The organism is Enterococcus florum (genome assembly GCF_004309355.1).
GTDB classification, from domain to species: domain Bacteria; phylum Bacillota; class Bacilli; order Lactobacillales; family Enterococcaceae; genus Enterococcus_A; species Enterococcus_A florum.
Window position 1 is genome coordinate 111,599 of sequence record NZ_BJCC01000008.1, and the last position, 18,806, is coordinate 130,404.

Sequence of the window (18,806 nt, forward strand, 5' to 3'; positions counted from 1 at the left end):
CTTTTTTGTCATTATCTCCGCGAAGCTAGCCCCGTCCCTTCCCAGCAAATCAACTAACTACATCAAATAAAAGGTATACAAGCTAAAGAAAGTCACCGATTCTGAGAATGCATCAACTTGTGTTGCTCGATCTATTAATGCTGGAACCGTCCGCCCCCCGTCTGCCAGTGATACAGCAAAGGCTGCTTTTTCAGCTGATTCAAAAAGGGGAGATGGCAGGTCGAGATAGTCCACCGACAGCCTATACTGCATCAACTTCAACGAATTCCCCGCAGTAAAAAGATTAATCGACCCGACTTTTTCTTGTGCTGGAATGTCGGATATGCAATAGTGGACTGTAGTACACTTTAACTGAGGAGGAAACGTAGATGAATGCTTTGGAACAGATGACGAAGGCAATCGACTATATTGAAGAGAATCTGGATGGAGAAATCGATGAAAAGGAAATAGCACGCATTGCGTTGTGCTCGTCCTATCATTTCAAACGGATGTTTTTATTTCTGATCGGCATGCCTTTGTCAGAGTACATTCGTCGTCGCAGACTGACGTTGGCTGCTCTGGATCTGCAAACTACCGACGCCAAAGTCATCGACATCGCCGTCAAGTATGGCTATTCGTCAGCCGATGCCTTTTCGCGGGCGTTTCAAGCAATGCATCAGGTTACTCCTAGCCACGCAAGAAAAAAAGGCGTCCGTCTCAAGATTCAACCGCACGTTAGCTTCACATTATCATTGAGGGGGGTCTTGGAAATGAAATATCGAATTGTCGAAAAGGAAGCTTTTTCTGTCGTTGGCATAAAGGAGCGCTTTTCTTATGTCGATAACCTTGGAGCTAGTGTTGGGCAAATGTGGGGCAGTGTCACCGAGGAAATCATGGGGAAATTACGGTCTCTGGCTCGTGCGGATCCTGGCGGTCTGGTCGGCGCCTACAGCGAGATGTATGAGGACAATACAACGGACTATTATATCGGTGTAATCACAACAGAAGAGTGTCCGGAAGGGTTCGTAAAACTGGCGATCGAAGCGCAAACTTGGGCAGTTTTCGAGATCGAAGGCCCCTTGCCTCAAGCCATGAGTGATGTCTGGGGACGCATTTTTTCCGAGTTTTTCCCAACCACCGGCTACGAGCATACCCCAGCACCTGAAATCGAATGGTATTCTGCAGGTGATATGAGCAGTGAGAGGTATGAAAGCGAGATTTGGATTCCTGTTGTAGGAGGATAAATATAGTGAAATAAGTCGTCGTATCATTACGAGAAAATGATGCGGCGATTTGTTTTTGTTCGGGGAGATAAGATGTTTGATTTCTGAACATTCTCATGCGGTCGTTACTGTCGAAACTAAGAGAAATCAAGAGTTTTGGTCGCTCTATCAACTATCATTATGATAAAATACTTATAAAATTAAAAAGTTTGGGGGGAATTGAATAGTCTTAACTGATTATTTGGTGCAGAGTTATGAAAAATAGAAAAGTGTTATGGCAAACGTGTTTATTGGTTATGTTGTGTTTGCCGCTAGCGGGGTTTAAAACTGCTGAAAATGAAGAGACCTCACTGCCTGACAACTCGCAGTCGGAAGTCAACAGTACGGTCAATACACAGGCTTCATAAGTGGCAAGGCTATCTGAACGAAGATGGCATACAAGCAGAGAGTCACAAAGGCGGAAAGCGGAATTTTATCAATCAGTCCATTACGGTCACAAAAGACAATTGGACGATCTGGAAGGATTTCAATTTTAAAAATGGCAACTCCACCAAACACTTGTATGCGAACACTTATAAAGTGACGGGATGGTACCGCCATTACAATGGATCAAAATATCTTTCACTGTACGATGACAATGGGAACTGGCAAGGCTATTTGAATGAAGGTGGTGCAAAAGCTGCTGCTTCCTACGTTTTATTAAATGCACCCTATATCAATCAGAACAGTGCGGGCTTCCCAATGGGTTGTGAGGCGGCTTCTCTCTTGCAAGCCCTGCAGCAAAAAGGATACGCTCGGTCATACAATTTGAGGAGCTTTATCAAAGAAATGCCGATGTCGCCAAATAATAATCCAAACAATGGTTTCTCTGGCAAGCCCGATGATATTAAGCCGAATATTTATCATTCAATTTACGCTAAACCATTAGCTCAATGGGGAAACAAATATGGAAATGTCGCTGATATCAGCGGGACTTCTGTGGATGGATTGAAAAACGAGTTGCGCAAGGGCAATCCTGTTGTCGTTTATGTAACAGGAAATTACGCTAAACCGATTTATGGAAACTATTGGTGGGGAACGGGAATCGATAATGCTCATATTGTAACTTTGGATGGATTCAACCAATCCAACAACACGTACCATATCTCTGACCCAAATGCGGGCACATACTGGGTATCAGCGAGCAGATTTGAAGCAAGCTATAATTTAAGAAAATCTGCCGTTGTAGTGAAATAAAAAGCTAGCAAACCATTGTTTCTTGATGGTTGCTTTTTTGAGTAGCGAAAGTGAAGAAGAAGGATTTAGCAGCAAGAATCTTTTAGACATGAGTATATTAAGTTTAGAGGGATTTTGGGCAGCTGACTAGCAGTTTTCCGTTAAAATAAGGGTTTCGGAGGTCATTCTATTTTTCAGAGAATATCAAATTTTTAATGCTTTCCTTTTTGTCTGGGTGTATAATCATTGAAATACTTAAATAATGGAGGTTTGTTTTGAAAATAAATCGATTGTTAAGAAAAGCGGGAGTTGTCGCGGTGTTATTGATCTTAGGATATTTAACAGCCATTTTTGTGTCTCGGGTGTTACTGCACAGATAAGAGGCTGAAATTTGATCCTGATTTTCTAAGGCTTATCCTTATTTTAGAAGTTGAAAATGCTCTTGATTAAAGGGGATTAAGGATAGATGGACAAGTTCAATGACGTTCTTGCGAGAATTTCAAGATAGTTGTCCGTCTAGTTTGGTGTGTCCTTTTTTGTTTCAAATTATTGGAAAAGGAGCCGAGTCAAAGGTCATTAGCTAATAAGAATATAAAAGATTTTGAATTCAAATCAATACTACATATTGTATTTGTTATTGAAATAGGCTATTAAAACCACTAAATACAGGCTTTACATTACAAGGATTTAGAGGTAAGATTATCAAGGATTTCATAGACTTATTAAATGAAAGGATGGACGAGACGATGTTGCTGATAGCTGGAACGATCGGAGCGGGCAAGACGGCCTTGACCAATAAGCTGTCTTTGGAAATGAATTCGAGACCGTTTTATGAAAATGTGGATGACAATGAAGTGCTGCCGCTGTTTTACTCGAATCCGGAGAAATATACTTTTTTGCTTCAGGTTTTCTTTTTGAATAAACGTTTTCTAGCGATGAAAGATGCGTTGAAACAAAAGGACAATGTTCTGGATCGCTCAATCTATGAAGACAGTCTGCTGTTTCACTTGAATGCCGATCTGGGGCGGGTGACTCAGGACGAGGTGCAGCAGTACGACAACCTGCTGGATACGATGCTGAAGGAACTGGAAAGTGTAGCTCCGCTGAAAAGACCGGATCTGCTAGTCCACATCAAGGTCTCCTTTGAGGTGATGCTAGAGCGGATCGAAAAGCGCGGCCGCGACTACGAGCAGGTGGCAACGAATCCGGATCTTCAAGACTATTATCGGATGGTGACGCAGCGCTATGATCAGTGGTATGACAGCTTTGATTTGTGTCCGAAGATTCAGATTGATGGCGATCGTTATGATTTTGTCGCCGACCCGCAGGCAGCCGAAACGGTATTGGGTCAAATCAAAGCAAAAACGCAGGAGCTGAACCAAATGGAAATTCAACGTCCCAGCTACTGTACTGCTCGAAAGATCGAAAAAGGGATTTTTTGATCGTTTTCTTTTTTCACTATAAAAGAATAGTATCGTTCAGGTCATCGATTTGGCCAGTTAATTACAGCAAATCTTCAGCCAAACTCTTGTGGAAGTATATCGTGTTGGTGTCGGTTTCATGTTATACTAAATTCAACGAATTCAAGAAAATAGGAGTGAAGCTGAGATGAGGTTAATGATTGAAAATACTTCGTACAAAGTCTTTTAGGGCAAATTTGTACGAAGGCAAACGATTTTTTGCCCGTTAGACTTTGTCTTTTACCATTTTAAAAGACAAAGGAGAAAGAAACATGACGTATGAAATGGACCTGTCCGCATTTGCTGAGACATTCTCGGAAAAGCCGTTAGTGATCGGCGGTTTGGCGATGGACTATTATGGTATTCGGCCTCGGGGAAAAGATATCGATCTGATTGTGACTGGCGAGGATTTTGCTCGGATTTCGGAGCAGCATCCTGGCAGACAAAGAGACAAATGGGGCGATTTGATTTTGACACTAGGGGAATATGAAATTTTACGCAGTATTTTTCGGTTTGATTATGCCTTCTTTTCAGAGGGGGCGATCGAACGGGAATACTGCAAAATCATCTCTTTGGAAAAACTATTTTTCATGAAGGTTTTGGCCTATGAAAATCAGCCAGAGGTAGAAAAGCATACACAGGATTATCAATTAATGCTGACCCATTTTTTTGAAAACTTCCAAAATAGGGAGTATGTGGAGACAATGAATCAGCATATTGAAGATTATCTGAATGCGCCAGATGGAACGATCTAAAGGTGCGGCCCGAACAACATCTCTTGCTTGATGTTGTTCGGGTCTTTTTGTGTAGTTGTTTTGAAGAGGCGATTGCTTCATAATAGAAGTTAACGAGGAGGGTGCTATGTTTCATTTGATGTTGATACTTCTGCCATTGCTTTTTTTGGTCATGATTTTATCGATCCTCTTATTTGGAGCGACCATGCTTTTGATCAGTTTATTTGGTGGGGCTGCGACGGTACTGTGGATCAAAAATCGAACTGCAAAAAGGCTGCTCTTCATCGGCTTTGCGATCGTGTCGTTAATCGGTGGAATGTGCTTGTTTCCCTTTGTAGGGATCTACGCGAATCTAACGATGCCGCTTTTTCGGACTATCACTGGCATCTTGCTCAGCCTGATCGTCTTTTTGGCGATGGGTGGAATTAAGATTTCGATGACAGTTCAGAACAAAACGGGAAGAACATTCTTGTGTATTTTGTATGCTCTAGCCGGGGGGGGGGGGAGCAGCTTTATTGGCGATTTTTTTCTATTTGCGGAAATAGGAAGCTGGAAAGATTCAATGGGCCATCTTGATTGCCAGCAGTTGCTTCAGCAGGTTTAGGTCCTTAGCTGTTCGTAGCTCTAAATAACAAGAGCGACCTTCCATGTAGGCTGTAGAGGAGAGAATTCGCTCGATGATTTCCTCAGGTAGATCGGACGTCTGTGCTGCTGCGACAGCTTTTTTTCCAAGCACAAAGGTGTTTCGGATAAATCCGTCCATCGGTATCAGATAAAACAGAGTTCTTTTTTTGCACTTTATAGTGTAGCTCCAGCCAGCTTTTTTACTGTAGAATTTCCATTCCCCAGTAACCTTGTCCGGTGAACAGACCTTTTGAGTGTGTTCAAATGCTTCTTGCCAAAGGGTATAGCTTTTGCCCAAGGCCTGCTTCAACGCTGCTTCGTCAGGCTGGATTTCTTTTTTCTTAAAAAAACTGGTTGTCATTTGATTACCTCCTTTTCTTACTATTGTAGCAGATCAATATGACAGCTGATGACAAGTTTCTTTTTTGGTTAATGACAGGATAGAGTCGATTCGGAGGGATTGTCCTATGCACATTCAGCGGTTGTTTAAGCTGACGATGTATTTATTGAATAAAAGGGCTGTGAAGGCTCAGGAGCTGGCGGATTATTTTGAGGTTTCCGTGCGTACTATTTTTCGTGATTTGGATGTTCTCAGCAACGCAGGGATCCCTATTTATACGGTACAAGGAACAGGTGGCGGGATATTTATTGATCCGGACTTTGTTTTGAGCAAAGCGACACTGACGAAAGAGGAGCAGACTCGGCTTGTGGCTGCCCTGCAAAGCTGGACGGTAGCGGACCGGCAGGAGACGACTTTTTTGCTGGATAAATTAAGAGGATTGTTTCAAACAGACGGATCGGAGCTGATCGAGATCGATTTTTCTCGCTGGGGCCATTCGGATAAAGCAACCTACGATGCGGTCATGACGGCGATTACTCAGCATCGAAACCTAGCGTTTTCTTACATTGATTTGTACCAAGCGGAAAGTACACGCACTGTTTGTCCGCTCAAACTGTTGTATCAAGAGAGAGCTTGGTATTTGAAGGCTTACGAGGAATCAAAAGGCCATCGTATATTTAAACTGAATCGGATTAACGATGTGGTGATCTTAGAGGATTCCTTTTCTCGTTCCACTGTTCCTCTGGAGCAAACCTTTAAACAAGAGCCGCAAAAATTTGATTGTATTTCTTTGGAAGTATGTTGCACAGCAAAGGTTGCGGATCGTCTGTACGATGAATTTCCTTCGAAGTCAATTGTGAGGCAAGGGGGGAGCTATTTACTGAAGATAGAGGTCCCGCAAACGCCATGGCTGGAAAGTTTTCTTTTGTCTTTAGGAACGGAGGCAGAGGTGATCCGTCCGTTGGAGCTGCGGAATCAGTTAGCCAAGACGGCTGAGGAATTGTATCAGAAGTATAGAACTACTTAATAGATGATCAGAGCAAAAAAAGATAGCGATGTGAACGGTGGGTTCCTGTAGTGACCCGAAAAAGTTAGACTTTTTAGGAGTGGAGAGGTGTTAAGCGGTGTTTCAGTGGACATCCAGAAAGGAGAATTCGTGTCAGTCATGAGCCCTTCCGGTTCAGAAAAGTTGACCCTGCTGTATGTATTGAACAGGATGGACACGATCGATCAGGGCAATGTCCAATTTATGGAACAGGAGTTGACGGCCTGTAAAGAAACCGAACTGGCGGATTTGCGTCGTCCGCACATGGGCTTTGTGTTTCAGTAGCCGATCTTTCTCAAAATTTTGACGATTCTGGGCTATATTATTTTACCAGTGATACGGAGACAACCGCAAAAAGTCTCTGAACTGACGGCACAAGCACAGGAGCTGCTGAAAAAAACCGGCATCGAGGATCTTGCGATGTGCATGGTGACACACGATGCCAAGGTGGCCGTTCAAAGTGAACGGACATTGTTTATGAAGGACGGCGAAATCGTGGATGAGCTGAAGCTTGCCAAGTTTGTTGGAAACGATAGCGATTAACGGATCGCACAGGTGAATGAGAAGATGTTGTTGAGGATTTTAATATTTGGTTAAAAGGCTGTTATCCATTTTACCAGTGGCGCTGAGCGTTATTGGTGAATGGGACGAGCCTTTTTCTCATAAATTTTTCAAATAGAGCACAAAGGCTCACCGGAAGAGCTGGACACGACGGGGCAATACATTGCAGTCGATGGTGGATGGTTGACGATTTGATTTCCGAGAGCTGGCAGTGAGAAGAAAGAGCAAGAGAAACCGACCTTCAGCGATACGTTTGAAGGTCGGTTTCTTATCGGATCGTAGTAAAGCACTGCATCAGGTTTTCGATGAAGGTATCAAAGGATTTCGACTGACTCAGTCGATGCACATTTTGCTCATCTGTACAGATCAGAGCCAAATCATCAAAAAGTTCTCGAAATAGATGCCGATTGTGATAGTTAATGGAGAGCAGAAAAACCAATGTAACTACTTGGGAGCCCCACTGGATTCCTTTTGGAGCTGCAACAATGAAGATGCCGGTTTTTTTAGCATCCATTGTTAGCGTGTGAGGCAGAGCAACTGGACCGAAAGCGGTAGAAGACAGTTTTTCTCGTTCCATCAGCTGAGTAAAAAAATCGTTGCCGACAAAACCGTCCTGCTCCATTTGAGTGCACAGCTCCTGCAAGAGAGGCTCACTCGCCATTTTTTTCTCTCTATAGATAAAATGCTTTTTATCCACTACTGACAAGAGATTTTTGCTGAATTGTTCTTTGCGTTTGATTTCCTTAAGTTCAAAAATCTTCTCAGATACTTGCTGCCGATCTTCTAGCGTGAAAAAAGGGTTGATCACGACATAAGGGGTGGTCGTGATTTGCTTTAATTTGATTGCGGAAATAATGAATTCCGTTTGAATATGCTGCAATTCTTTTTCATTGGTGAGAATGTTTGTAATATCGAGATCATCACCAAAATGGTTTTGTAGTTTCTTCATTACTTGGATGTTCATGTTGTAATAAAGCGGAACGAGCAGGGCACAATTGATTTTGGAAGTCCGTTGTTTCTGCACTTCCAGAGCGTAGCCTAAATGAAAGGCAATGTAGGCAATCTCGTCTTCAGTGATGGTGTGCGCCAACTCTCTTTGAATCACATGAGACACCTGAACAGCACAGTCATAAATCAGCGGGCATTCTTTTTTTAATGTCTCGGTCATTGGGTTTCGACAAGAATAGTCATTATCCAATCGAAAGAGTAGGTTTTTGATGTGTAACGTAAAACGAATCAAGAATTCTGGTTCATTGTTGTCAATAAAATACAATTCTGATACTTTTGAAAGGATTTTTTTTACAAGATCGAGACAGCGCTGGTCAGCGACTTCACGCAATTCTTCTGCAGAGATTTGTGTGAAGTTGACGTTCGTACCATTTGCAGAGATCAGTAAGGCCAAATCACGGACTTCTTCTTTAGGAAAATGCAGGTTGTAATGGTCTGCTATTTTTCCCGCGATGTCTGCAGCAATCTGATTGATCAAAGGTGGAATCGAACTGGGCGTTTGATTGTCGGCTTCGGAGAATTGAAAGTTGCTTTTCATCCGATCAATCGCGATCGCCAGATGGATGATGATATTGATCAATGCATAATCATTCGTAAAAAAATCATAATTGGAGAAAATTTCTGCAACGATCTCTTTGATATAGTCTAAATCAAAATCAGTAAAGCTTTCTTGCAGCTTTGTGATATCTACAAAGTTTTGCTCCAGCTCAGAAAGCAAAATCGCGTGGATCAGCTGACGTTTGGCTTTTTCCGATCCGCGTAGTTGAATAGAATCGCTGTCTTGAATAAGCACAAGGGAATGCTCAGCGCATTTCCTTTTTATTTTTTTCAAATCCTTCATCAAGGTAGATTCGCTGACGAATAATTCTTCGACTAAGTCATAGATTGCAAGGGCTTCTTCTGTCGCGGTAAGCTTGAGCAACAGATAAGCCATTCGCTCAGGAGGCGTTTCCGGCGTGCCTACCTGGATATTTTCTTGGACATTCGCTAGACGGACAGGATCAACCCGATACCCTTTGTTGGAGGAGAGAATCAATCCGGGTTCGTTTTCTTGGATCTCTGAAATATAGGATTTGATTGTTCGCTTTGACAAAGAAAACTTTTCCGCCAGCTGCGTGGAAGCTGTCCAGGAAGCTTGCTCGTTCAGGTAGCGTAGAAGCGGTAAATATTTTACTTTCAAAAAATCCTCTCCTTCACCTGCATGGTGCAAATAAATATTTGTTTCACCATATGCATTTTCTTATAGTATAACTATAGATGGTAGCGCTATCAATCTACTTTTAAAGTCTCTTAGAAAAAAACTATGCTTAAAAACGGGAGGAATCATCGTGAAAAAACTAAATGTATTACTCGTTTGCGGGTCTGGAGCAAGCTCTGGATTCATGGCAGCGAATATCAGAAAAGCGGCTTCCGCAAAAGGAATGGAATTAAAAATCACTGCTCGTGGAGAAAGCGAGATCGAAAACTACATTGATGAAATTGACGCATTAATGGTCGGCCCACATCTGGCCTATATTTTAGATGAGGTAGAGGAATTTGTAGGAGATGCACCGGTGAAGGTCATACTAATGAAACCCGACTATTATGCAACATTAGACGGTGAAAAAGCCTTGGAGCATTTATTAGAAGAGATGAAGTAGATTGAAAATAGGAGGGTTTAAAAATGAATGCGTTGATCCACTGGTTAGAAACGAGTTTTACCCCGAGAATGAATAAGATCAATAATAATGTTTGGATTGTTACACTAAAGGATTCGATTATGCAGGCATTGCCGCTGATTTTCTTAGGTTCCATCTTTTGTATGTTGGCAATATTGAATGAGTATTTTCCTTGGCTGCCTAATTTTTGGATACCGTTTGGGTGGACAATGGGCATGATCTCGTTGATCATTTCGTTCTTGATCCCTTTTAATTTAATGGAGAAAAAACGATTGCGCAAGCAACGGATCAATGCGGGGATGGCTGGTATCATTTTATTTCTTATCATTATCACCCCGCAGGTCATCACAGACGGACAACCTGGATTTAATCACAGTGCTTTAGGTGCAGGAGGGATGTTCGTAGCTATCGTTGCTGGCTTGTTTGCCGGGTTTGTCCTAAATTTGTTCGGAAAGTTCTCCTTTTTCAGTGACGAGTCAGTCATTCCAGACTTTGTTCGTTCTTGGTTTGATGCGATGCTGCCAATCGGCATCGTGGTTGTGGTTGGCTGGATAGTCGTCGATATTATTGGCTTTGATGTTTACAATTTTGTTTTAGCTATCTTTATGCCGTTACAAAATATTGTTGAGACGCCGTGGGGATTTTCTTTGATGCTGTTTGTTGTTTGTTTCTTATATTCTTTGGGCATCTCTACCTGGGTATTGACGCCGGTCTTAAACCCAGTATTGCTGGCTGCAATTCAGGCTAATATCGATGGAACGGCTACCAATTTAGTAACTGACCCAACGATCTACTCCGCGTATCTGTGGATTGGCGGAATCGGTTGTACGATGCCATTAGTGTTTATGCTGATACGCTCAAAATCAAAAAAATTAAGAGCCTTGGGAACAGCCTCCTTGGCACCAACGGTCTTTAATATCAATGAACCGATCGTCTTTGGTTGTATCGCATGGAATCCGCTGCTGATGATTCCCATGTGGCTGCAAGGAATTATTTTACCTTTGATCGTCTGGCTGTTCACGAAGGTGATCGCCTTTGCACCAATCCCGATGGAAATGTTTCAGATGTGGTATTGTCCTTTTCCGATTGCAACTTGGCTGACGACTCGTTCTGTCTCAGGACTGTTACTCATGCTGTTGATTTTTATCATTGCATTCGCGATTTGGTATCCATTCTTTAAAGCCTACGAAAAACAAGAAATGGAAAAAGAGGCTGAAGTTGTTGCAAAGGGGTAATTTTCAAATTTGGAAGAAGGGTTGATAGATGCTTAATGAACAGTTAGTCCAAGATGCCATGCAGATTATCTTACATGCTGGAGATGCACGAAAGTATTGTATGGAAGCACTAAAAGCGATCGAGAGCGATGATTTTGAAACTGCAGAGGAAAAAATGTATTTAGCAAACAAAGAAATCGTCCAAGCGCACCATATCCAAACCGATGTAATCACGGCGGAAACTTCTGGGAAAGCGGGGCAGTATTCGGTCTTATTTGCCCATGCACAGGACACACTGATGACGATTTACAGTGAGCTGAATATTGCCAAGCGGATGCTAGCCATTTTCAAAAAGTATGACCAGCGAATTCAGCAGATAGAATATCAGATGAAAGGCAGGGAGGAGCATGAATAAAGTACCAGAAGGGTTTCCTAAGCACTTTTTATGGGGAGGCGCAATCGCAGCAAATCAAGCTGAAGGAGCTTGGGACAGTGACGGCAAGGGCTGGTGTGTTGCTGACATCAACGAATTCCGTGACGATGTAGCGTTAGAAAAAAAATCAAACATGGAGACGACGATTGCTTATGTGAAAGAGGCCATGGCAAGCACAGATCGTATTTTTCCAAAACGCTGGGGAATCGATTTTTATCATACCTATAAAGAGGATTTAAAGTTACTGGCGGAATTAGGATTGAAAACCTTTCGAACCTCCATCAACTGGTCGCGAATTTTTCCAAACGGGGATGAATCTGAACCAAATGAGCAAGGATTACGGTTTTACGATGAACTGTTTGATGCGATTATCGCCAATGGGATGGAACCAATGATTACGATGTCGCACTATGAGATTCCGATCCATCTGACGACAGCGTATAAAGGGTGGTACTCTCGTGAGGTCATTGATTTCTTTGTTCGCTATGGTCAAGTGGTCTTGGACCGCTATCATGATAAAGTAAAAAAATGGATTATTGTAAATCAAATTAATTTAATCGTTCATGAGTCGTTTAACCACTTGGGGATCGGAGAAGATGTCGTAACTGATTTGTTGTCCGCCAAGTACCAAGGGGTCCATAATGAGATGGTAGCGAGTGCTTTGATTACAAAATACGCTCATGAGAACTACCCAGACAATGAAATCGGTATGATGCTGTGCGGCGGACCTTCCTATGCAGCTACGTGCAAGGCAGAGGATGTACTAGCCACAGTCAAACTGAATCAAATGGAGTATTTTTTCGCAGATGTATTATTGCGTGGGTATTATCCTGGGTACGCATTTCGCTATTTTGAAGACAAAGGAATCCAGGTCGTGTTTGGCAGTGGGGATGAAGAAGCTTTGAAAAATACAGCAGACTTTCTATCATTTTCTTACTATTACACACAAATATGCGATGAAGAATCCTACACGAAAGATTTGGGACCGCACCGCAACAAAGAATTGGATGCTAACCCTTGGGGCTGGACGATCGATCCAACAGGATTACGCATCGCATTGAACGAATTTTACGATCGCTACCAGTGCCCGATTTATATTACTGAAAACGGGATCGGTTATTTTGATGAAGTAGAGGAGGACCAGATTCACGATTCCTATCGGATTGATTATTACCGAGACCACATTAAGGCAATTAAGGAAGCGATCAAAGATGGTGTTGATCTTCGCGGTTATTACGCTTGGGGCCCGATCGATATCATCAGCTGTTCTTCAAGTGAGATGAGCAAGCGGTATGGGTTCATTTATGTTGATTTGGATGATTATGGCCAAGGCAGTGGAAAACGGTTGAAGAAAGATAGTTTTGCTTGGTATCAGCAGGTGATTCGAAGCAATGGCGAAGTATTGGAATAATTGAAAAAGTAGCGTGTTGAATAGAACCGACCTCAAAATAGCAAACTTTTTGAGGTCGGTATTTTTTTGGCTATATAGTAGGCATTTATGCCAAGAAACCAAGCAAAAAAAGAAATCCTGCCAAACAAGTAATGAAGAGGAAACGAAGCTAAAATCGATTTCGTGCAAATGTAAGCGGCGATTTCAAGGACACAGTCCAGAAAAACACCTGCAGTCAGTTCTGTTGAAGAGGGAACATTTTTTTGGGCTGACCTTTGCAAAAGTAAATATCTTTACCATCAGATCAGTCTAAACAGGAAAAAGAAATCTGTTCTTTTATCTCTAAAAGAGGCTTTTTACATTCCTTGTGAATCTGTCGTTTTAGAGTCATCTTTCACTAACAAATTTGTGGAATTTTGCCAAAAGATTGGTCTGACGCAGTAAATTCAAGGTTGAGTTTTCTTGTTTAACCAGAGATCACAAAATACATTTTATCTGTTTTCTTTTATAATACTGTTTATGAGAATAACGGCAGTTATTCTAAATAAGCAATAAGGAGAGAGCAAAATGAAAAAATGGACATCTTTGATCACTTTGACCGCTTCGGCTGCAGCAGCAATGATGGCAGCAAGCCCGGCATTGGCTGCTGGAACAGGGGACAATAATATCTCGAGCAATACGAAGGCGGGGGAAGGTTATGTTGCCACTATGGCTGAAAACGAGGGTAAATCAACAGTCCAATTCACTATCACGCCTGGGGATCTGACCTTGGATCGCGTCCCTGATTTAAATTTCAGTCAGCATGATTCTAAAGGTAAAAACGTCAGCGTCAATGCGCTTGCCAGCAATGGGGTGGTATTGGATTTGGTTGACAATACCGTAGATACCAGTTCGGTCACTTCGAAAAATAAAACCGCATTTGACGGAAACAATGACGGGGGGCTGCAGGTCACTGATTATCGCTTTAATCAAACCGGATGGAACGTTCACGCTTCTTTGAGCGACTTTACGAAGGATGGTGGAGACGCAGACGGTGTTGAAGGTACACGTAAATTGGACGGTATCCGCTTGCTGTTGAAATTGGCTGCTCCTGATAACACCAACGAAGAAGGTGCGAATATTTCAACCATCGAAGACGGCACTGCGATCGTTGCGGGTGGCGGAGCGGTTCCTGTTTTAAGGACCCAAGATGGAAAAACCGCCAATGGAACGACAAAAACAACAACTGCATCAGGGACTACTCTGGAGATTGCGAAACAGGCCGATGTTCAACCAGGCACCTATCAAGCGGATATGACCTGGACCTTGTCAAACACAGCCACTCAAAAACCTGCAGGCACTCAATGAAAATCGGACATATGACGATGAAAAGAATCTGTTTATCGACTGTATTCGCGGGTATCGTTTTGGCTTTTCTGACTACGCCAACGATGGCACGAGCAGCTTCAACTGGTTTTGCGCTTTCAGCCAAGCTGCCGGAAAATCAAATTAGTGCCAACACTTTTTTTGATTTGAAAGTCGTTCCTGAGCAGCGGGAGGCACTGACTCTTGTAGTCAAAAATCTGGAGGATCAGCCTGTAACATTAGAGGTTTCACCAAACCCTGCGTTCACCAACAACAATGGAGTGATCGAATACAGCCAGTACGACTATCCGAAAGATAGCAGTGCACAGTACACCTTGCCAGAGCTTTTTTCTGAACCTCAGGAGGTTTCATTAGCGGCAAACGAGGAAAAAGAGGTCACGTTTCAATTGACTGTTCCTAAGACACCTTTTAATGGAACGATCTTAGGTGGAATCTATGCCCTACGAAAAGCCGACGAAAAAGATAGAAATGCGCCAGCGATCCGAATCAACAATCAATTTGCAATGGTTTTGGGCGTTGCATTAACGGAGGACCCCTCGCAAACCATCCTGCCTCAGCTTCGACTGAATGCAGTTCAAGCGGGAGTAGTCAATGCCCGGACGTCAGTTACTGCGAACCTGCAAAATAGTCAGCCTCAAGGCTTCAGCTCGATGAGTGTAGAGGCCAAGATCTATCAAAAGGGCAGCAAGACGGTGTATCGAAAATCGAAGAAAAAAGACTTGGAGATGGCCCCGAATTCTAATTTTGATTTTGCGATCGACTGGCAGGATCAGCCGATCGAGGCGGGTAAGTATCAATTGACTTTGATTGCCAAATCCGGTACAGAGCGCTGGCAGTTTACACGTGATTTTTCAGTGACGGCGCAGAATGCGAAAAAGGTCAACGAGGAAGCCTTGAATTTGAAAAAACCGAGCTTTAACTGGTGGCTGCTCCTTCTCGCACTTCTGTTACTTTTAATATTACTGCTGCTAGCTTATAAATTAGGCAAGCGAAAACAAACCGAGTAGGAGGCGAAGGGTGATGAAAAACAAAAGAAACCTGATCCTTTTGACCATTTTCCTCTTTCTTCCACTGCTCTTGATGAGAGACCAGCAAGCAGATGCGCAGCAAAGTACGGTTCAGTTTACCGTTTCCCCGGGAGAACCGCTGCCCTCAATTCAGATTCCTAACGGGACCAGTGTGCCGGAAGTACATCAAAGCATGTGGAGAAGGTACCCGCAAACCAACGATCAAAAGGATTGGCTGCTGCTTTTTTTGGGGATCGAACTGCTGCTTTTGTTCCTCTTCCTGATGATTGATTTGAAAAGGAGGCAGGCAGATCACCATGAACAAAACAAGTAAAGGCCTTTGGACGTTTTTTCTTCTACTAATTAGTTGGACCGCTGTTCCTGCGGATGCGGCCATTCCAGCTCCACCGCCTGACACGATCCGCATCCAGCAGCAGACCGCTGATCAGTCGCTTTTCCGATCTGTTTTAGGCTATAACGGAACGCAGGCACCGCGGGTCAGCTTTACGACCTCATCAAAAATCAGTTCGGATGGTTCGTATGTTCAAGTAATCGATGCACCTGACCAAACCGGGGGGATCTGGACCAATGATCAGCCGGGTGCCGATCTGCGGATGGATTTGACCAAAGACTTTGATGCGGAAATGTATCTCTACTTTGGCGATCGAAGTACCCAAGTCGGAGACGGCATGGCACTTGTTTGGCAAGCCGATCCACGTGGAACTAATGCGATCGCAGTCAGCGATGGGCAGGGTGGATTGCCCCGTGGCGCACAGCTGGGCATGGCCGGAATCGAACGTTCAACCGATTCGAATGAGATCAACAGCAAGTATGCCATTCAAAAGAGTTTTGCTTTGGAATTCGATATGTACAAAAACAGTGAGTACATGGATCAGGACGTTGCTGACAGCATGGGGGATACCAATGCCGATATTGCCTTTGCGTTTCCAGGCGGCGGACAGGGGGACTTTTTGCCTAGCGGATATTCGGCACCGGTAATCACGCGTGAAGGATTTTTTCAATGGACCAAGGTGTATCATACCTCGCAACACCACTATCAACCTCAGATCGTACCGATCACCAGTTTGACGGACGGCACGTGGAAACGATTTAAAATTAGCTGGAACGCCGAAACCAATACCTTTAGCTATGAGCTGCAGCTCAATCAAAACGAGGTCAAAACGGCCAGCATCAGCTTTGATCCAGTCGCTGTATTCGGCAAAAATAAGGATATCTATTGGGGCTTGACCGGCTCCACTGGAGCATACTATATGGAAGGTGCTTTGGCTTTTCGCAACATCGCTGGCTTATTGGACACAAACACCCAGATGACCATCACTGACCCAACAGGGAAGGATGTCAATGGCCAGGAAATCCCCGTGGATCTTCCACTTACGTATACGATCAAAGGTAATTATGTGGGTGGAAACTATGACCGATGGTCGAACTTAAAGATTTCTGTGCCTGTGCCGGATCAGTTGTCAGCAGATGACAAGACGTTTGCCGAAAGTCTAACTGGACAGATCGGCGATAAGACGTTTACCGCTGCCGATATCGATTCTTCAGTTGAAGACGGCCGCCTCAACATTCGCTTCAACGACCCCAGCTGGGCGATTCTGGCGGAGCAGCCCTTGAGTCTGCACTTTACACTGTTGCCGGAAAAAGCTGGACATGTCCAGCAGGCTGTGGAGATCCAAGGAGATTATGCGACGCGCTCCTCGCAGGTCTACCAATTTTCAGTGGTTGACAAGCCGCCGATGATTGATTTTGTGGGGATCGATCCAACGATACCTTTATCGATCAAAACTGATCAGCCTATAACCATCCAAACCAAACTTGACCCAGGCAGAGGGACAATCGCCTCAGTCACTTATCAAATCAATAATTTGAAGGATCATACACTCAGCACTCCAGCAAAGCTAAGCCAAACAGCAACAATCGATCTAAAATCCCATCAGCTTGATACAGGGAACTATGAGGTACTTGTTTCTTTGACAAATAGTTATGGGAAAACTGCGACTAATAGCGTGCAGCTGAATGTCGAGGCCGGCAATTTAACGTTGGATCAGGTTGCGGATTTTTCCTTCAGCTCGATACCTTATCCAGAGTTGGCAAAGGAGAAACGCCTGACACTGCCACCGTCTGAAAAGCAGCCGATGCAGCTAAAGGTGACGGATCGTCGATACCAGCAGGATCCTTGGAAGCTGGTTGCCCGACTGACCGATTTTACTATTGATGGAAAAGCAGCGCCGATCGAGGCAATCTTGACCATCCAATTGCCTGACACAAAAGAAATTGCTTTGAAAAAGGATCAACCGATCGTTGTTTATGAAAACCCCAAAGGCGGCTCGTGGACTTCTTCAATTGATCAGGCTCAGCTCAACTTTTCTTCGTTAAAGGCGGTCCTTCCTGGTGCGTATCAGGCCACTATCGAATGGCAAGTCGTTGATGCGAATCATTAACCTAGTGAACCCTCTCTTTTTTGAGAGAGGGTTTTGCATGGTTCGGCTAATTTTAGAAAAGAAATATGCTAGAATAAAGGTGATTATACGAGGAAATCTTTCACATCAAGGAGTTGAAAAGGATGGGGAACACATTTACTGCAACAATCGAACGTTTTGAGATGCAGGGCGGCTGGCATTTTGTTCCTGTGCCAGAGACGTTGAGTGAACCGCTGGGCTATTTGGCAGCTCATTTTGGGTTTATCCCGATTACAGCCAATGTGGGGGATACTAAATGGGACACTTCGATGCTGCCAAAAGGGGACGGCACTTACTTTATTGCGTTACCGGCAAAGGTACGGTCGAAAGAAAAGCTGTCGTTGGGACAGGAGATTGATACGTCCTTTGAAGTCAGAACACGGGAAAAGAAAAAGGAACTGTTTTAACGTTTATTAACGAAGCAAGGATCGACTGTACAAACCGATCCTTGCTTTTTTGATGTTTAACGATCAAGTGAACCTATTTGAAGAGATTGATACGTTTGGCTTGATATCATTTGCGATAGTTTTTGTAGTATCGTGTCTTACTTTATACCTCATTATTTTTCTAACATTCTGATCGATTCTCTTTGGTATTTTTTGTTCTTAAATTCAAGTTTGAAAGGATTTCTATTTCAACAAACTTAGCTGGTAGACTTTTTTCCTTGAAAAAAGTCTAAAAACTGCTTGACAAATTGTAAACGCTAACATACACTTTAGGTGTTCATTTGTTCTTATATTGTTCAAAATATCAAAAAAGAGGAGGAAACATCATGGATCAGTACAAAGTGCTAATCGCGTGTGGGAGTGGTATCGCAACAAGTACCGTGATCGCTAACCGGGTGAAAGATCTGCTGCAAGACAACGGATACAAAGTTAAGGTGGATCAGGTAAAGGTTGTTGAGGTAGAAAAAATGGCACCTCATTACGATTTGATCGTAGCCAGTACTCAAATTCCAAGCACAGTAACAACACCTTACGTGTTTGCTATCAACTACTTAACGGGTGTGAATAAAGAGGGGACTGACCAAGAGATTTTGAACAAGATGCAAGAAATTGCGTCACAATAAG

Annotated in this window: 21 protein-coding genes; 18 read left to right on the forward strand and 3 right to left on the reverse strand. The window is 43.3% G+C overall.

Translation table 11 applies throughout. From position 1 onward, the window contains the following. Positions 1 to 57: 57 nt before the first annotated feature. Positions 58 to 255 carry a hypothetical protein gene (locus NRIC_RS04770; protein WP_146621567.1) on the reverse strand — a complete coding sequence of 66 codons (198 nt, stop codon included), beginning with the start codon at positions 253 to 255 and terminating at the stop codon, positions 58 to 60. Positions 256 to 368: 113 nt separating this feature from the next. Between NRIC_RS04770 and NRIC_RS04775 the strand changes: the two genes are divergently transcribed. The 5 genes from NRIC_RS04775 (at position 369) to NRIC_RS04795 (ending at position 5,215) form a co-directional block, all read left to right on the forward strand. Further along, positions 369 to 1,223 carry an AraC family transcriptional regulator gene (locus NRIC_RS04775; protein WP_146621568.1) on the forward strand — a complete coding sequence of 285 codons (855 nt, stop codon included), beginning with the start codon at positions 369 to 371 and terminating at the stop codon, positions 1,221 to 1,223. 315 nt (positions 1,224 to 1,538) lie between these two features. Continuing rightward, positions 1,539 to 2,438, forward strand: coding sequence for a C39 family peptidase (locus NRIC_RS04780; RefSeq protein WP_146621569.1), 900 nt, complete (start codon positions 1,539 to 1,541; stop codon positions 2,436 to 2,438). A 713-nt stretch (positions 2,439 to 3,151) separates the two neighbouring features. Beyond that, on the forward strand, positions 3,152 to 3,859 hold the full coding sequence (locus tag NRIC_RS04785) for a deoxynucleoside kinase (RefSeq protein ID WP_146621570.1): 708 nt from the start codon (positions 3,152 to 3,154) through the stop codon (positions 3,857 to 3,859). Positions 3,860 to 4,149: 290 nt separating this feature from the next. Beyond that, positions 4,150 to 4,632, forward strand: a complete 483-nt coding sequence (locus tag NRIC_RS04790) for a hypothetical protein (RefSeq protein ID WP_146621571.1) — start codon at positions 4,150 to 4,152, stop codon at positions 4,630 to 4,632. A 106-nt stretch (positions 4,633 to 4,738) separates the two neighbouring features. Next, positions 4,739 to 5,215: a hypothetical protein gene (locus tag NRIC_RS04795; protein ID WP_146621572.1), complete on the forward strand. Its 477-nt coding sequence runs from the start codon at positions 4,739 to 4,741 to the stop codon at positions 5,213 to 5,215. Here NRIC_RS04795 and NRIC_RS04800 read toward each other — a convergent pair. After that, a complete protein-coding gene (locus NRIC_RS04800; RefSeq protein ID WP_146621573.1) occupies positions 5,171 to 5,596 on the reverse strand; it encodes a DUF3788 domain-containing protein in 426 nt (141 codons plus the stop codon). The genes NRIC_RS04795 and NRIC_RS04800 overlap by 45 nt on opposite strands. 106 nt (positions 5,597 to 5,702) lie before the next feature. Here NRIC_RS04800 and NRIC_RS04805 point away from each other — a divergent pair, with 106 nt between their 5' ends. From NRIC_RS04805 to NRIC_RS19480, 3 genes are all read left to right on the forward strand, one after another. Beyond that, positions 5,703 to 6,602, forward strand: coding sequence for a helix-turn-helix transcriptional regulator (locus NRIC_RS04805; RefSeq protein ID WP_146621574.1), 900 nt, complete (start codon positions 5,703 to 5,705; stop codon positions 6,600 to 6,602). A gap of 87 nt (positions 6,603 to 6,689) precedes the next feature. Beyond that, on the forward strand, positions 6,690 to 6,905 hold the full coding sequence (locus tag NRIC_RS19475) for an ATP-binding cassette domain-containing protein (protein ID WP_227873737.1): 216 nt from the start codon (positions 6,690 to 6,692) through the stop codon (positions 6,903 to 6,905). Between the two features lie 48 nt (positions 6,906 to 6,953). Continuing rightward, complete coding sequence (locus NRIC_RS19480; protein ID WP_227873738.1) at positions 6,954 to 7,163, forward strand: hypothetical protein; 210 nt, start codon at positions 6,954 to 6,956, stop codon at positions 7,161 to 7,163. Positions 7,164 to 7,449: 286 nt separating this feature from the next. On the opposite strand, the gene NRIC_RS04815 is transcribed toward NRIC_RS19480, so the two are convergent. Further along, a complete protein-coding gene (locus NRIC_RS04815; RefSeq protein ID WP_146621575.1) occupies positions 7,450 to 9,369 on the reverse strand; it encodes a BglG family transcription antiterminator in 1,920 nt (639 codons plus the stop codon). A gap of 148 nt (positions 9,370 to 9,517) precedes the next feature. Here NRIC_RS04815 and NRIC_RS04820 point away from each other — a divergent pair, with 148 nt between their 5' ends. The 10 genes from NRIC_RS04820 to NRIC_RS04865 all read left to right on the forward strand — a co-directional run bounded on the left by NRIC_RS04820 (position 9,518) and on the right by NRIC_RS04865 (position 18,805). Further along, positions 9,518 to 9,829 carry a PTS sugar transporter subunit IIB gene (locus NRIC_RS04820; RefSeq protein ID WP_146621576.1) on the forward strand — a complete coding sequence of 104 codons (312 nt, stop codon included), beginning with the start codon at positions 9,518 to 9,520 and terminating at the stop codon, positions 9,827 to 9,829. Between the two features lie 23 nt (positions 9,830 to 9,852). Next, the gene (locus NRIC_RS04825) at positions 9,853 to 11,082 is read left to right on the forward strand and encodes a PTS sugar transporter subunit IIC (protein WP_146621577.1); all 1,230 of its coding nucleotides are present in this window, start codon (positions 9,853 to 9,855) and stop codon (positions 11,080 to 11,082) included. A 28-nt stretch (positions 11,083 to 11,110) separates the two neighbouring features. After that, entirely contained in the window at positions 11,111 to 11,476 is a 366-nt protein-coding gene (locus tag NRIC_RS04830; protein ID WP_146621578.1) for a PTS lactose/cellobiose transporter subunit IIA, read from the forward strand. Next, a complete protein-coding gene (locus tag NRIC_RS04835; protein ID WP_146621579.1) occupies positions 11,469 to 12,905 on the forward strand; it encodes a glycoside hydrolase family 1 protein in 1,437 nt (478 codons plus the stop codon). The genes NRIC_RS04830 and NRIC_RS04835 overlap by 8 nt, the downstream gene beginning before the upstream one ends. 546 nt (positions 12,906 to 13,451) lie before the next feature. Then, on the forward strand, positions 13,452 to 14,231 hold the full coding sequence (locus NRIC_RS04840; protein WP_146621580.1) for a WxL domain-containing protein: 780 nt from the start codon (positions 13,452 to 13,454) through the stop codon (positions 14,229 to 14,231). After that, on the forward strand, positions 14,228 to 15,256 hold the full coding sequence (locus NRIC_RS04845) for a WxLIP family cell surface protein (protein ID WP_146621581.1): 1,029 nt from the start codon (positions 14,228 to 14,230) through the stop codon (positions 15,254 to 15,256). The genes NRIC_RS04840 and NRIC_RS04845 overlap by 4 nt, the downstream gene beginning before the upstream one ends. A 13-nt stretch (positions 15,257 to 15,269) precedes the next feature. Further along, positions 15,270 to 15,590, forward strand: a complete 321-nt coding sequence (locus NRIC_RS04850; protein WP_146621582.1) for an LPXTG cell wall anchor domain-containing protein — start codon at positions 15,270 to 15,272, stop codon at positions 15,588 to 15,590. Then, positions 15,574 to 17,718, forward strand: coding sequence for a lectin-like domain-containing protein (locus NRIC_RS04855; protein ID WP_146621583.1), 2,145 nt, complete (start codon positions 15,574 to 15,576; stop codon positions 17,716 to 17,718). The genes NRIC_RS04850 and NRIC_RS04855 overlap by 17 nt, the downstream gene beginning before the upstream one ends. Positions 17,719 to 17,840: 122 nt before the next feature. Next, the gene (locus tag NRIC_RS04860; protein ID WP_146621584.1) at positions 17,841 to 18,143 is read left to right on the forward strand and encodes a DUF1905 domain-containing protein; all 303 of its coding nucleotides are present in this window, start codon (positions 17,841 to 17,843) and stop codon (positions 18,141 to 18,143) included. Between the two features lie 365 nt (positions 18,144 to 18,508). Next, positions 18,509 to 18,805, forward strand: coding sequence for a PTS sugar transporter subunit IIB (locus NRIC_RS04865; RefSeq protein ID WP_146621585.1), 297 nt, complete (start codon positions 18,509 to 18,511; stop codon positions 18,803 to 18,805). Position 18,806 lies beyond the last annotated feature (1 nt).

What these genes read in the sequence shown, in the direction of transcription:
- NRIC_RS04775 (WP_146621568.1), top strand. Translation starts at nt 369, where the DNA reads ATGAATGCTTTGGAACAGATGACGAAGGCAATCGACTATATTGAAGAG.
- NRIC_RS04780 (WP_146621569.1), top strand. Translation starts at nt 1,539, where the DNA reads ATGAAGAGACCTCACTGCCTGACAACTCGCAGTCGGAAGTCAACAGTA.
- NRIC_RS04785 (WP_146621570.1), top strand. Translation starts at nt 3,152, where the DNA reads ATGGACGAGACGATGTTGCTGATAGCTGGAACGATCGGAGCGGGCAAG.
- NRIC_RS04790 (WP_146621571.1), top strand. Translation starts at nt 4,150, where the DNA reads ATGACGTATGAAATGGACCTGTCCGCATTTGCTGAGACATTCTCGGAA.
- NRIC_RS04795 (WP_146621572.1), top strand. Translation starts at nt 4,739, where the DNA reads ATGTTTCATTTGATGTTGATACTTCTGCCATTGCTTTTTTTGGTCATG.
- NRIC_RS04800 (WP_146621573.1), bottom strand. Translation starts at nt 5,596, where the DNA reads ATGACAACCAGTTTTTTTAAGAAAAAAGAAATCCAGCCTGACGAAGCA.
- NRIC_RS04805 (WP_146621574.1), top strand. Translation starts at nt 5,703, where the DNA reads ATGCACATTCAGCGGTTGTTTAAGCTGACGATGTATTTATTGAATAAA.
- NRIC_RS04825 (WP_146621577.1), top strand. Translation starts at nt 9,853, where the DNA reads ATGAATGCGTTGATCCACTGGTTAGAAACGAGTTTTACCCCGAGAATG.
- NRIC_RS04830 (WP_146621578.1), top strand. Translation starts at nt 11,111, where the DNA reads ATGCTTAATGAACAGTTAGTCCAAGATGCCATGCAGATTATCTTACAT.
- NRIC_RS04835 (WP_146621579.1), top strand. Translation starts at nt 11,469, where the DNA reads ATGAATAAAGTACCAGAAGGGTTTCCTAAGCACTTTTTATGGGGAGGC.
- NRIC_RS04840 (WP_146621580.1), top strand. Translation starts at nt 13,452, where the DNA reads ATGAAAAAATGGACATCTTTGATCACTTTGACCGCTTCGGCTGCAGCA.
- NRIC_RS04845 (WP_146621581.1), top strand. Translation starts at nt 14,228, where the DNA reads ATGAAAATCGGACATATGACGATGAAAAGAATCTGTTTATCGACTGTA.
- NRIC_RS04850 (WP_146621582.1), top strand. Translation starts at nt 15,270, where the DNA reads ATGAAAAACAAAAGAAACCTGATCCTTTTGACCATTTTCCTCTTTCTT.
- NRIC_RS04855 (WP_146621583.1), top strand. Translation starts at nt 15,574, where the DNA reads ATGAACAAAACAAGTAAAGGCCTTTGGACGTTTTTTCTTCTACTAATT.
- NRIC_RS04860 (WP_146621584.1), top strand. Translation starts at nt 17,841, where the DNA reads ATGGGGAACACATTTACTGCAACAATCGAACGTTTTGAGATGCAGGGC.
- NRIC_RS04865 (WP_146621585.1), top strand. Translation starts at nt 18,509, where the DNA reads ATGGATCAGTACAAAGTGCTAATCGCGTGTGGGAGTGGTATCGCAACA.